Here is a 13,476-nt window from a genome sequence, read left to right as displayed (position 1 = left end):
TTTTATGTCATGAGCGCGTTGACAGCCTTCGAAGGAAAATTCGGTCAGAAACGGTCGTTTTTGGCGGCGGTGAGCCGCGTACAGAGACCTCTGGAAAACCTTGTGCCACAAACCTTTGGCAAAATCGTTTTCGATTTTGTAAAGTTTTTGGTCGCCCTCTGAAGAGCGGACGAAGTGGACCTAAACCCGGCGCGTGATCAAAGTCCGCATTGGGTATGCGGTTGAGGAACCCAGGTAGCAGACAATTTCCCAAACATGATATTTCCAACAGTTACACTCTGTGTAACCTCTTTTGTCAGAACGGTTTGAATGCACTACTATGGGCAACTCTGATTAACTCTCAACAGAGATCGGAAAACAAAAAAACGGCGTCGCGGAAACCAAACTACCATAAACTCTACAGGGTTCTGTCATAGACATGGGATTGAGTAAGGATGTTACTTTCTGTTTTTCTTGATGCATTGGTGTATCTGAGTGTAATAGTAGTGCTCTTCCAAGTAGTGAGCCTCACTGTGGGAGGTGCATACGTTCTTGCTCTATGTTTCTACATCCAGCTTATAGTTCCGCCTTTTAAGAAATTTTTGATATCGCTACCATCTAACCCACGACGTCTTCGCCACTTGCAATTGATAAATGCTTCCACTGGCATTGCGTTGGCGTCCTATGGATTTTTTCTTCTTACCAATCAAAGTGTTTCTTCATCTTCGATTTTATCCATTCTGACAAACCCTATCTTCTTGATGGTAACAATGGCGGCAATACTTGGAATAGCTTCCCAGTTAGCAGTTAACTTGCATGCGGCACAGCAGATGGCAAACGCTTCAATAATCCTGCCATACTTCACAGTTATACCACCGGTGGTAATTTTGTGGACCTTCGGCGACCGTGGCTTAACCGGCATACCATATGTGGCTATGGCTGGTATTCTTTTAGGGTTGGCAGAGGGTGTGTTTGGGGTATGGAAAATAGGTGGCAGAAGGGTCACCGAATTTGCACTGGATTCCCGGGACGATCAGGCGCTTGAGCGCATAAAGCCTCTCGAAAATTATGCAAATTTCCTTCATCATATCCCGGCTATGATTAATGAACGAAGGGAAATAAATGCGCTAGTTGAAATTAGGCGCGATGGGTATCGCCTTCTTCGAGAGGGTAAGTATTCTGAAGCCGAGCGAAAGTACAACGTATTTGATTTTGAATACGAAAGAATAAATGCTAACGCTAAGCGTGATCTGAGTAGTCGTCTTGGCCCAGAACTTGCTAGTCAAGTTCGCCAATTAAGCGACCGTCTTACAAAAATAATCGACAAACTAGGTGATGCAAAAAAACGCTCAACAGTTCAAAAGCTATTGATTGAATTGGACGAGCTGCAAGATGTAATGAAGAAGAAGGATTTTGACTTAGGTGAAATCCACAAAAACTATATTGATGAAATTGAACCTATTTTGAAGAAGGTTGAGAATGTTGAACGACTAATGCGGGGCCGATACCATGAAGAGATTGCCGAACGGGAAGGATTGAATAAAAGCGCAAGGCAAACTCTTATCAGAGTTGCCGATTTCCTTGGAATGAGTAGCGACCATTTGAGGGATGCAGAGAAGGTCTTTGAGGAAGAGCTTGGCCTCTTAGATGCAAGAATGAGCGATCAGGATTATGACCTAGCGACAAGCGCGTCCCGAGCCGCTGACGCAGCGGCCAGTTTGCGGGAAGCAACCACCAAGCTTAGAGCTGAGATCGAAGCACGCTATCAGTGGTTCGAACCTCTCGAAGCCGTACATCTGCTCGCGCCACGCCAATGTAAAGCTAAGGAACAGGTTGAATGCTTTATGCTCGTCGATGATGGCAATGCTGAAAATAAGAACCACGAATTTTTATTTTCATTTTCAGGAATAGGAATGTCGTTTGAGCATCCCGAAATGAACCTTTCTTTAAATGATGAAGTATGCGTGCAGGATGTGAATAATATTGAGTCTGCAGGAAAGACGAGGAATAAGCTTCGTGTAGTGGTCTCAAAAGACCGTGAAGAACCGGTCACTCTTAATCACACAATTGAGGTTTACTCGACAAATGGCCAGATTGTTCAAGAGAGTGGCGGGGTGGCGACACTCATAACAGGTGTAACTGCCGCTGTCGCAATTATTCTAGGGGGAAGTGCTGAACTGGTTGCCGCGTCAAGCGGTGCCACAGGCGCGGCTGTTTTTCTTTATCGCTACGTCGAGGCGCGCATCAACAGATCGCAACTATTACGCCGCGCTGGATAAGACCGAAGGTTAGCATTTACCTGAGCGGTCATTCGTTCAAGCAGCAGCATCGGTCAAAGTGGGCTCACTACGCCAATCGCAAAGGCCTATACCCCAAGGACTAGTTCTATACATTCTCTAACCTAAACTTTCTACACTGATGCTAGCCAAAATAGTTAGGGTGAGGTTGTAAGTATTACAGCTGTATCTGGAGGAATTGCGAATTGAGCCTCGTCTATGTTTGGGCATTTCTCGTCATGCTTGCGCAGGTTTTATTGGCCTTCGGCGTTACTTTACATGCCGTTCTAAAAAAAAGAGATACGCGCGCGGCCATCGGCTGGTCAGCCCTTGCTTGGCTTGCGCCGTTTGTGGGCTCGCTGGCATATATCGTTCTGGGGGTTAATCGCATAAACCGGGCCGGTACGCGGATGGGCCTGTCAGATATCATGCGGCAGATTCCAAACTTCTCACTCTCGGAGAGCGAGAGAGTGCTGTTTGAAGAGACCAATGTCCAACTTCCTCACATAGCCGGTTTAGCCCGCGCCGGGGAGGCTCTTAGCGCAAAGCCGCTGCTGCCGGGAAATAAAGTCCATTGTTTGCGGGATGGTGATGAAGCTTTTCCAGAAATGATCGCGGCCATCGATAGCGCCAAACTTTCAGTTGGCCTGCTGAGTTATATTTTTGACAGTGACCGAGCAGGACAAGAATTTCTGGATGCCCTTGTTCGTGCCAAGGATCGCGGCGTGGAAGTACGCGTTCTTATCGACTGCGTCGGTGCGCGCTACAGCGAGGAAAACATGGTTACCCGTTTGAAAGAGGTCGGCGTTGAGGCCGCGAGTTTTCTTCCCACAAGCGGGTTCTCCTCACGTCGTTTTTCGAACCTGCGAAATCACAGAAAAATCCTTGTTGTAGACGGCTGTATTGGCTTTACAGGTGGAACCAATATTCGCGAAGCGCACTGCCTGAACCTCGATCCCAAGGGGCCGACGCAATGCCTGCATTTCAAGTTTGAAGGGCCGGTGGTAAGCCATTTCAAACAAGTATTTGTTACGGACTGGGCCTTCACCACAGGTGAGCAGTTGAAAGGTGCTGCATGGTTTCCCGAGCTTTCTCGCAGCGGTTCAGTCTGGTCGCGCGGGATTTCACACGGACCGGACGAGGACTTCGAAACGCTTAGCAAACTTATGTTTGCGGCACTGTCAGCAGCGCGGGAACGTGTGCGTATCGTAAGCCCCTACTTCCTTCCGGATTCACGCCTGATAGAAGCGCTTTCAGTGGCAGCCCTGCGTGACATCAAGGTCGAGATTTACCTCCCGTCAGACAACAACGTTAAACTCGTCGAGTGGGCGGCTATGGCTCAAATCGGACAAATAATGGAACACGGGTGCCGGGTTTTTGTCACTAAGCCACCATTTGATCACACAAAGCTCATGCTCGTGGACGACGTTTGGGCCCTTGTTGGAAGCACTAATTGGGATCCCCGAAGCCTGCGATTGAATTTTGAATTCAATGTTGAATGCTATCATCGGACATTGTCAGAAGAACTCCATGCCATCCTTGACGCAAAAGCACTTGGCTCACGCGAGATGGGCCTCGAAGACATCAATGATCTCCCGCTATGGGTCAAATTGCGCAACGGACTGGCGCGGCTACTCTCTCCCTACCTGTAGCAACCGACACTTGGTTCGCCCACGGACTGATTGCCGGTGGTGCACGGTTCAAAAGTAAGTTCACGTCAATCCAAACAGAAACTCGCGAAAAGCCGAGTTATGATCTCACTCATCTTGCGTTGTTTCGGAAGCTGCAGGTGCAACACGTGTTGGTCCGTCAGAGCGAGTAAACAAGTAGAACAATAGCGCAACGAATACTAAAGCAGCAAAAGGGGCTATCTCAAGCCACAAGAGGCGCGGCCCAGAAAACTGTTGAGTTCGCTCGCAACGAAGGCAATCTTCGGATGTTCCTGGGATTTCGTGTCAGCGAGGCCCTATCGGCTCTGCGCGCAGACGCTATATATCGGAGCGCAGGCACGACGCGCAGATTGCGGGAGCGCTGCGATTTTGCCACGCTGGTTACGCTGCCGCGAGCTTCCACAGTGCTTCCAGCGGGTTTGGCACAACGCAAGGAATCGTCCTCTGGTGGATCGTAGGCTGTTGTTATTGTGTGTTTATTTTTTGCGTGAGGGTGCAACAACTGTTGGCCGAACGCAATTATCAAGGCAGGATTAAACGCAAAGAGGACATCACAGTTTCGACCAATAGACTTCCGTGTTGCGGACAAAGAAGACGTCCAAGATTTAAGTCTATCCGAAGGTGGAGTTGTTCGAGTTTAAAAACCCAGTTACCGTTTTGTGTTCAAACCTTTCCAGAAGCCATGGACACTCTTATGACACCCGACATCAAAACGGCTCGAAAATTGGCCCAGGATCATTGTGCCGCCTGGACTGACAGAACACCGGAGCGTGTAGCCAGTAGGTATGCCGAGAAGACCTCGATGGCCATGAACGGCGGCGAACCTATGACCAGCCGCGCTCAAATATCTGATATGGCTGAAGGTTTCATGGCTGACTTCCCTGACCTTGTTCTTAGTCTCGATACTGTTCTCGTTGCTGACCATCACATGGTTTATGCGTGGACTTTCGAAGGCGAACACAAAGATACAGGAAACCGCGTTCGCTTTTCTGGTTGGGAAGAATGGGACCTGGATGAAAATTTGAATGTGAGCAAATCGTTAGGTTGGTACGACAGCGCTGACTATGACCGCCAAGTCGCTGGGGAGTGACTTTTCAACCGCGCGACTAGGCAGCGACATACTGGGTGCATCGCGGCCATTCGGGTAAGGCGCGGCATTTGGGAGGTATGGGCTCACAGCTAAAGTTCGCGGCATCTTCATGAGTGTCTGCTATGTGTTTCAAACTGAAATTTCTGCCATCTATTACCTTAGGCTTTGCCTCGCCTGAATGAATCTCGGTGTGGCACTTTTAGTGGTATGTTGAGGTATTCAGCTAGTTTAATATATATTACACAGTAGTTTGCGGGTTTTATTTTACCTCCTTCTTCTCCGCCATTAGCAAATGTTCGCAGTGCGTCTGCCGCCCTTTTCTACTCCGGCTGGCCAAGTTGATTCAGGTGTGCGTGCCCCCACTTTCCGCACAAACCGCCAGTCAAACAAGCGACTTCTCCACCTGCAAACACGGGTCTTTCAATCGGCAGTCGAAAATGACAGGCTTTGCCATCACGAAGCGATCCCTGCCCAGCTAAGGTCAGGCAAAACCCGGAGGTTGGCGAGCCGTGCCAGTTATCAATAACCCATATCGTGGGGGCGCCAAATTGGTGGCTGATGCCCCGTTTCCTTCGGTGGCTGCCGAACGTGTGGCTGCGCTTTTGGCGCAGTGCCCTGCAGCTCAGGAGACACCATTGGTCGAGGCTTCCGATTTAGGGTCTGTGGCTGCGCTTTATATTAAGGACGAACGGGGCCGTATGAACCTTGGGTCATTCAAGGCTCTGGGTGCGGCTTATGTGATCGCGCGACACGCGGTCCAGGCGCAAGGCGACACGCCGGGGCAGAACGCGCTAAAGGGCAAAACATATGTAACGGCCAGCGCGGGAAATCACGGAATGAGCGTTGCGGCAGGCGCGCGGGCTTTTGGTGCCGATGCAGTGGTTTTCATTGCCGAAACCGTACCCGAGAGCTTTGCTGCGCGGCTTAGGGAGCAGGGTGCCCAAGTGGAGCGGCAGGGCAAGGATTATGCCGCATCGATGGAAGCAGCACAGAATGCGGCCGAGCAGAACGGATGGATACTTTTGTCGGACAGTTCATGGGTCGGATATACGGAACTGCCTCATATTCTGATGGAAGGGTATCTGCAGATGGCGGCCGAGGCTGTTCGCCAATGCCCCGAAGTTCCGACACACGTCATGCTTCAGGCGGGCGTGGGGGGACTGGCCGGTGCAGTCGCGGCCCATATTCGGGAGGCTTGGGGCGATGGTCCGACGATCGTCGTCGTCGAACCCGAGGCGGCCCCTGCCCTTCAGGCCAGCATCCAGGCAGGGAAGTCTGTTTTTGCTGACGGACCGGTCAGCAACATGGGGCGTCTGGACTGCAAGGAACCTTCGCTGATCGCATTAAACGGATTGGCGCGGGATGCCGACCTGTTTCTGACGATCGGGGACGAGGCGGTAGCAACCTGCCTGCCCGCGCTTGCCTCGGCGGGGTTGGCCACGACCGCATCAGGTGGAGCGGGCGTGGCCGCGGTGTTGACACCGGATACACGTACCACAGTTGGTATCGACAGCACATCCCGGGTTTTGTGTTTCCTGTCCGAGGCTCCTGAATGAGGGGGTTTGATACGTCGGAATTTACCGCCCGTTGTGCGCGCGCGCAGGAACTGATGGCTGAAAACGGATTATCGGCGCTTTTGCTGACGACCGAGCCGGAACTGCGGTATTTCACCGGCTACCTGACCCGCTTTTGGGAAAGCCCGACGCGGCCATGGTTTCTGGTCCTGCCCATCGATGGCCCACCAGTTGCGGTGATCCCCTCCATCGGCGCAGCCCTGATGGGGCAAACGTGGATTGAAGATATCCGGACCTGGACGTCGCCGGATTTGAAGGATGATGGCGTTACCCTGCTTGCCGACACGCTTGTCGAACTCACGCCCCTTTCCGCAAGAATCGGCATTCCTGATGGCCACGAAACTCATTTGCGGATGCCTCTGGCTGACCTCGGACGTTTGAAGGGGCTGATAGGCAGCCGTCAGCTATCTGGTGATCACGGTATTCTGCGCAGGCTCCGTATGGTGAAGTCCGCAGCCGAGATCGCAAAGATCGAGGAGGCTTGTGAAATCGCCGGCCGGGCATTTGCCCGGGTACCTGAAATTGCCCGCGCAGGCGTGCCGCTGGATGAGGTTTATCGCCGCTTCCAAATGCTCTGCCTGGACGAAGGCGCGGATTGGGTTTCCTATCTTGCCGGAGGAGCTGGACAGTCAGGTTATGGCGATGTGATTTCTCCGGCTACAGAAACCCCGCTGGCGCCCGGTGATGTGCTGATGCTGGATACAGGTTTGGTCTGGGATGGGTACTTTTGCGACTATGATCGCAACTGGTCCGTCGGGCCGCCGAACTCAGCGGTTCGGTCAGCGCATCAACGACTTATCGAAGCATCTGATGCTGCCTTTGACATTGCGCGGCCGGGCGCAACCGCAGCAGACCTTTTTCATGCCATGAACAAGGTTCTGGCTGATGGCGGTGGTGATACCGATGCAGGTCGCCTTGGGCATGGGCTGGGGATGTCCCTGACTGAATGGCCATCCCTTATCCCGTCGGACAATACGGTTCTTGAGCCGGGTATGGTGCTGACACTTGAGCCCGGGATCACTGTTGGTGACAAGATCATGGTACATGAGGAAAACATCGTCATAACCCAGGGTTCGCCACGATTCCTAAGCCCGAAAGCACGGCCGGAGATCATCGAAATATGAAAATATTCCCACATACACTCGAACCGGCAAACGCCATGCCACCGCCAATGGGGTTGATCGTCCTGCAGGCCGATCAGACGATCGAACCCGAGTTTCGACGAGTATTCTCGGATCATCCCGCCCCGCTTCATGTGTCCCGCATTCCAAGCTCTGCCGAGGTCACACACAGCACTCTTGCCGCAATGGAAGATGACCTGACGGCCGCCGCATCGCTGTTGCCGGACGCAGCCCCCTACCCTGTGGTTGGATATGGCTGCACCTCCGCAAGCTCGGTCATTGGGTCAGAGAGAATTGAGAGGCTGGTTCAAAAAGGGTGCAACGCGAAGGTCGTAACAAACCCGCTACGCGCCGCACTCGCCTGCACCACTGATCTGGGTATCTCCCGGCTGGCGTTGCTGTCGCCGTATATCGAGGAAGTTAATGAGCCTTTGAGGCAAGCCTTCGCCAAAGGCGGCCTGTCAACCGAAGTGTTCGGCAGTTTCGGCGAATCGGAAGAGGCCAAGGTCGTTCGGATATCACTGAGCTCGGTGATCACCGCGGCCCAGAAACTTGGGGAAGACCCCAAAGTTGAAGGAGTTTTCATCAGTTGCACGAACTTGCGAACACTTGATGCGATTCCAAAAGTTCAGGACCTGATTGGCAAACCGGTTCTGTCCAGCAATCAATCGCTTGGTTGGCACATGAAAAAGCTTGCCGCAGAACATTCTCACAACCTTTTGTAATAATTATTTATTTTTGAGTTGCCTAATGCGTTCTCATTGTTCTCTAATGGGCGATGTCAAATGCGATGGCGGGATCAACCTGCCACAGGAACATTAGACGGGGAGATCACGTGGCCGATACGGCAAACGACAATGCGTTCGTTAGATTCGAACGCGTACAGAAATCATACGATGGTGAAACTCTGGTGGTGAAGGACCTGAACCTGTCCTTACCAAGAGGAGAGTTTCTGACAATGCTTGGCCCTTCGGGGTCCGGAAAAACAACCTGTCTGATGATGCTTGCGGGTTTCGAAACCGCCACTCACGGGGAAATTCTGCTAGACGGGCAACCGATCAACAACATCCCGCCACACAAACGTGGCATCGGGATGGTGTTCCAGAACTATGCACTGTTCCCGCATATGACAGTAGCCGAGAACCTCTCGTTTCCGCTGGAGGTTCGGAAAATCGGCAAGTCCGATCGTGAAGACAAGGTCAAACGCGCATTGGATATGGTTCAGATGGGTGAGTTCGGCGGAAGACGCCCGGCGCAGCTTTCGGGTGGCCAGCAGCAACGGATTGCCTTGGCCCGAGCGCTGGTTTTTGAACCTGAGCTCGTGCTGATGGACGAGCCTTTGGGCGCACTGGACAAGCAGTTGCGCGAGCATATGCAGTTCGAGATCACGCGCCTGGCGCATAACCTGGGCATCACGACTGTGTATGTGACGCATGACCAGACCGAAGCCCTTACCATGTCAGACAGGGTTGCCGTGTTCGACGATGGTCGCATTCAGCAGATCGCCCCACCTGACCAGCTGTATGAAGAGCCCGAAAACAGTTTCGTGGCGCAGTTTATCGGCGAGAACAACACGCTAACCGGAACCGTCAGCTCCATTGATGGGGACAGGTGCGTCATCCAGCTGGATGATGGCGAAGAGATCGACGCCAAACCGGTCAACGTGTCGGAGGTCGGCGAACGGACCAAGGTTTCGATCCGCCCGGAGCGTGTGGAATTCAACAAGGACAGGCTGCACGCCGACGCACATATGCTGAAGGCTGAAGTCAAGGAATTCATCTATATGGGTGACATTTTCCGTTTCCGTCTTTCTGTAGCCGGAAATGATGACTTCATCGTGAAGACACGAAATGCACCGGATGCGGTTAGACTCAAAGAAGGCCAGATCATCGAAATTGGCTGGCTGCCGCAGGATTGTCGGGCGCTGGACGCCTGACGAATCAGCAAACAACAATACGAGACCGGTGACCAAAACCCGCTCCGGTCTCGCATAAAAAAACTCGGGTAAACCAACTGGGAGAAAAAAATGAAATCAACGACAAAGATTCTCGCCGTTCTGGCCGCTACGACAGCAGCCGGGTCGGCGGCCGCTCAGGAAATGACCATCGTGTCATGGGGTGGCGCGTATTCCAAGTCGCAGCTTAAGGCGTATCACGAGCCCTATTCAGAGAAGACCGGCGTCACGATCATCAACGACGACAGCTCGGCCGAAGCCGTTGCCAAACTGCGCGCGATGAACGAGGCCAACAACATCACCTGGGATGTGGTCGATGTTGTGGCGGCTGACGCCATTCGCCTGTGCGACGAAGGTCTGGCCATGGAAATCGATCCCGACACGATGCTGGCCCCGGCGCCTGACGGCACATCTGCTGCAGACGATTTTGGTGACCTGCTGGTTTCGGAATGCTTCATTCCACAGATCGTCTATTCGACCACCTTCGGCTATCGCACTGATCTGGTTGGCGACACTCCGCCGTCCAACATTTGCGATGTCTTCGATCTGGAAAACTATCCCGGCAAGCGCTCGCTGGAAAAGCGCCCGATCAACAACATGGAATGGGCGCTGCTGTGTGACGGCGTTGCCAAGGAAGACGTCTATGACGTGCTTGCCACCGAAGAAGGTCAGGATCAGGCGCTTGCCAAGCTGGGCACCATCAAGGACAACGTCGTTTGGTGGAATGCCGGTGCCGACACACCGCAGCTTTTGGCTGATGGCGAGGTCGTGATGGGTTCGACCTATAACGGACGTCTGTTCTCGGTCATCGAAGAACAGAACCAACCCGTGGCCATGCTGTGGGACGCACAGGTGTTCGATCTGGATGGCTGGATCATCCCGGCGGGCCTGAGCGATGAGCGTAAGCAACGTGCGCTGGATTACATCATGTTCGCGACCGACACTCAGCGTCTGGCGGATCAGGCCAAGTACATCTCGTACGGCCCAGCACGTGCCTCGTCGGCACCGCTGGTTGGTCAGCATGCCGATCTTGGCATCGACATGGCTCCGCATATGCCGACCGATCCGGAAAACGCCAAGAACACGTTCCTTTATAACTACGAGTTCTGGGCGGATTACCGCGACGACATCGACGCCAAATTCCAGGCGTGGCTGGCGCAATAAGCGAAACGCACTACCGAAGGGGGCCATCTGGCCCTCTTCTCTACAGGCATTCGTTAGTCACTTTTTGACCAATAAACACGTCACAGACGGGGACGAAGATGAGCGACGAGACACAATCCGGCCCGGTGCTGGCAGCTGATGGCACACCGCTAAAGCGAAGCCTGCAACGATCTTTGCGTAATCAAAGGTTAAGGGCTCTGGCTTTGATCGCGCCGCTTTTGCTGTTTGTGCTCTTGTCCTTCATCATACCGATTGCGTCGATGTTGTTCCGGTCGGTTGAAAACAACATCGTCTCCGACACGCTGCCCCTGACCGTCGAAGCTTTGCAGGAATGGGACGCCAATAGCGGACAGTTGCCGGATGAACAGGTCTTTGACGCGTTCGTCAACGACATGGTGGTGGCGATCGAAGCCAAAGAGCATACCCGACTGGGAACCCGCTTGAACTATGAGCAGACGGGGATGTCGTCGCTGTTCCGCAAATCGGGTCGCAAGATCAGACGGTTGGATCCTGCAACGGACGGACCGTTCAAGGAAACGCTGATCGATATCGACAAGGACTGGGGAGATCCGGATACATGGCGAACGATCAAGACACATTCCGTCCCCTTGACCAATGGCTACTTCCTTAACGCTGTCGACATGCGCCGCACGCCCGAAGGGGCGCAGGCACAACCGGAAAGCAAGCAGATCCTCGTAAAGCTCTTTGGGCGGACGTTGATCATGTCGCTGGTGATTACGCTGTCATGTGTCATCCTAGGGTATCCCGTGGCCTGGATACTTGCGAACCTGCCGGCACGTAAGGCAAACGTTCTGATGATCCTTGTACTGCTGCCATTTTGGACTTCGCTGCTGGTTCGGACGTCAGCCTGGAAGGTGATGCTGCAACAACAGGGCGTCATCAATGATGTGCTGGTTTGGCTGGGGCTGGTAGCCGATGATGCGCGTCTGGTGATGATCAACAACCAGTTGGGCACAATCATCGCGATGACTCACATCCTGCTGCCCTTCATGATCCTGCCGATGTATTCCGTGATGCAGACCATTCCGCCCACTTATCTGCGAGCCGCGAAATCGCTGGGGGCCACAAACTGGACCGCGTTCTGGCGGATTTACTTCCCCCAGACCGTGCCCGGCATCGGTGCCGGCTCGATCCTCGTGTTCATTCTTGCCATCGGTTACTACATCACGCCCGAAATCGTCGGCGGCACCAAAGGCGTCTTCATCTCGAACCGGATCGCCTATCACATCTCGTCCTCGCTTAACTGGGGACTGGCGGCTGCGCTTGGAACGATCCTTCTTGCGGTGGTTCTGATCCTCTACTGGGCCTACGACAAGATCGTCGGCATCGACAACGTGAAGCTGGGTTAAGTGAATATGGCAAACGATCTTTCTGATATCAAAGTTCCGGTTTCGCTGTCCTTCACGCTGTCATTGGTAGGTCTTGTCGTTGCAGCGGTCAGCTTTGTGGCCGGTGTATCGACCGCATCTGATTTCTCAGAATTCCTGCTGACCGTAGCGGCTGGTGCTGCACTGGCAATTGGCTACGCCTATTCGGTCATCGCACTGTTCGACTCAGCCAGACCCGCCAAGATCGTCAGCGCCCTATTGGGTGCTCTGATCGGTTTGGCTGTGGGCAGTCTGGGCGGCGCGCTGTTCGGAATTATTGGCGGTGTTATTGCCGCGCAACTGGTATTCTGGGTGCACTATCGCCACTATCGTCACGGGCTGCCACCGTATCTTACGTCAAATCAAGTGTTGTGGCATTACGGTTTCCGGGCGATCTGCGGCGCAATCTTCATCTTCCTGATCACGCCGATTCTTGTTGTTCTGCCTCTCAGCTTCAACGCTCAGGACTTCTTTACCTTTACCCCGGAAATGCTGCGTTTTGATCCCGAAGGGTATTCACTCAAGCATTACCGCGATTTCTTCACCAACAACGAATGGCAACGCAGTTTCAAAAACTCGCTGATCATCGCACCAATTGCCACGATAATCTCCGTGTCACTTGGCACGCTGGCAGCAATTGGGCTTAGTCAAAGCCACGTGCCGGGCCGACGCGCGATCATGGCAATTCTGATTTCGCCAATGATCGTGCCATTGATCATCTCGGCCACGGGCATGTTCTTTTTCTACTCCTCCATTGGCAACTGGCTGGAAGGAACACTTGGCCTGCCCAAGAACTTTGTCGGCTATATCAAAGTTGTTCTGGCCCACGCCGTTTTGGGCATTCCCTTTGTGATCATCACGGTTACGGCCACCCTTGTTGGGTTCGACCGCTCGTTGACCCGCGCTGCGGCGAATATGGGCGCTGATCCGGTGACAACCTTTTTCCGGGTGCAGATGCCGCTGATTCTGCCGGGTGTTATTTCTGGCGGACTGTTTGCCTTCATCACTTCATTTGACGAAGTGGTGGTGGTCCTGTTCGTAGGCTCCGCAAGCCAGAAAACCCTGCCATGGCAGATGTTTACCGGTCTGCGCGAACAAATCAGCCCGACGATCCTGGCCGTTGCGACGATCCTTGTCGTGATCTCGATCGCGCTTTTGACGACCGTTGAACTGTTGCGCAGGCGTTCGGAGCGATTGCGGGGCATGTCTCCGTCTTGACGTGTCGCTTTTCTTGATCTAGCCATTTCACCGTGCGGACCG

Annotated in this window: 10 protein-coding genes; all 10 read left to right on the top strand. The window is 53.3% G+C overall.

Annotated features, from left to right (window positions below):
- Positions 1-434: 434 nt before the first annotated feature.
- The 10 genes from ACR0D6_RS20300 (at position 435) to ACR0D6_RS20255 (ending at position 13,434) form a co-directional block, all read left to right on the top strand.
- Positions 435-2,258: a hypothetical protein gene (locus tag ACR0D6_RS20300; protein WP_480766862.1), complete on the top strand. Its 1,824-nt coding sequence runs from the start codon at positions 435-437 to the stop codon at positions 2,256-2,258.
- 203 nt (positions 2,259-2,461) lie between these two features.
- A complete protein-coding gene (locus ACR0D6_RS20295) occupies positions 2,462-3,907 on the top strand; it encodes a phospholipase D-like domain-containing protein (protein WP_480766861.1) in 1,446 nt (481 codons plus the stop codon).
- Positions 3,908-4,619: 712 nt separating this feature from the next.
- The gene (locus ACR0D6_RS20290; protein ID WP_480766860.1) at positions 4,620-5,015 is read left to right on the top strand and encodes a nuclear transport factor 2 family protein; all 396 of its coding nucleotides are present in this window, start codon (positions 4,620-4,622) and stop codon (positions 5,013-5,015) included.
- A gap of 509 nt (positions 5,016-5,524) precedes the next feature.
- Positions 5,525-6,571 (top strand): pyridoxal-phosphate dependent enzyme, encoded by a 1,047-nt coding sequence (locus ACR0D6_RS20285; RefSeq protein WP_480766859.1) that lies wholly within the window; start codon positions 5,525-5,527, stop codon positions 6,569-6,571.
- Positions 6,568-7,713: a M24 family metallopeptidase gene (locus tag ACR0D6_RS20280; RefSeq protein WP_480766858.1), complete on the top strand. Its 1,146-nt coding sequence runs from the start codon at positions 6,568-6,570 to the stop codon at positions 7,711-7,713. Before ACR0D6_RS20285 ends, ACR0D6_RS20280 begins: the two co-directional genes overlap by 4 nt.
- A complete protein-coding gene (locus tag ACR0D6_RS20275) occupies positions 7,710-8,435 on the top strand; it encodes a maleate cis-trans isomerase family protein (RefSeq protein ID WP_480766857.1) in 726 nt (241 codons plus the stop codon). Before ACR0D6_RS20280 ends, ACR0D6_RS20275 begins: the two co-directional genes overlap by 4 nt.
- A 110-nt stretch (positions 8,436-8,545) precedes the next feature.
- A complete protein-coding gene (locus ACR0D6_RS20270) occupies positions 8,546-9,646 on the top strand; it encodes an ABC transporter ATP-binding protein (RefSeq protein ID WP_170652831.1) in 1,101 nt (366 codons plus the stop codon).
- A gap of 90 nt (positions 9,647-9,736) precedes the next feature.
- A complete protein-coding gene (locus ACR0D6_RS20265) occupies positions 9,737-10,828 on the top strand; it encodes an extracellular solute-binding protein (RefSeq protein ID WP_480766856.1) in 1,092 nt (363 codons plus the stop codon).
- Between the two features lie 98 nt (positions 10,829-10,926).
- The gene (locus ACR0D6_RS20260; protein WP_480766855.1) at positions 10,927-12,198 is read left to right on the top strand and encodes an ABC transporter permease; all 1,272 of its coding nucleotides are present in this window, start codon (positions 10,927-10,929) and stop codon (positions 12,196-12,198) included.
- A 6-nt stretch (positions 12,199-12,204) separates the two neighbouring features.
- Positions 12,205-13,434, top strand: a complete 1,230-nt coding sequence (locus ACR0D6_RS20255; RefSeq protein WP_170652825.1) for an ABC transporter permease — start codon at positions 12,205-12,207, stop codon at positions 13,432-13,434.
- Positions 13,435-13,476 lie beyond the last annotated feature (42 nt).

The organism is Ruegeria sp. BJ6 (genome assembly GCF_056537885.1).
The sequence above is the reverse complement of the archived record's forward strand: the minus strand, read 5'-3'. Positions and strand labels throughout refer to the sequence as shown.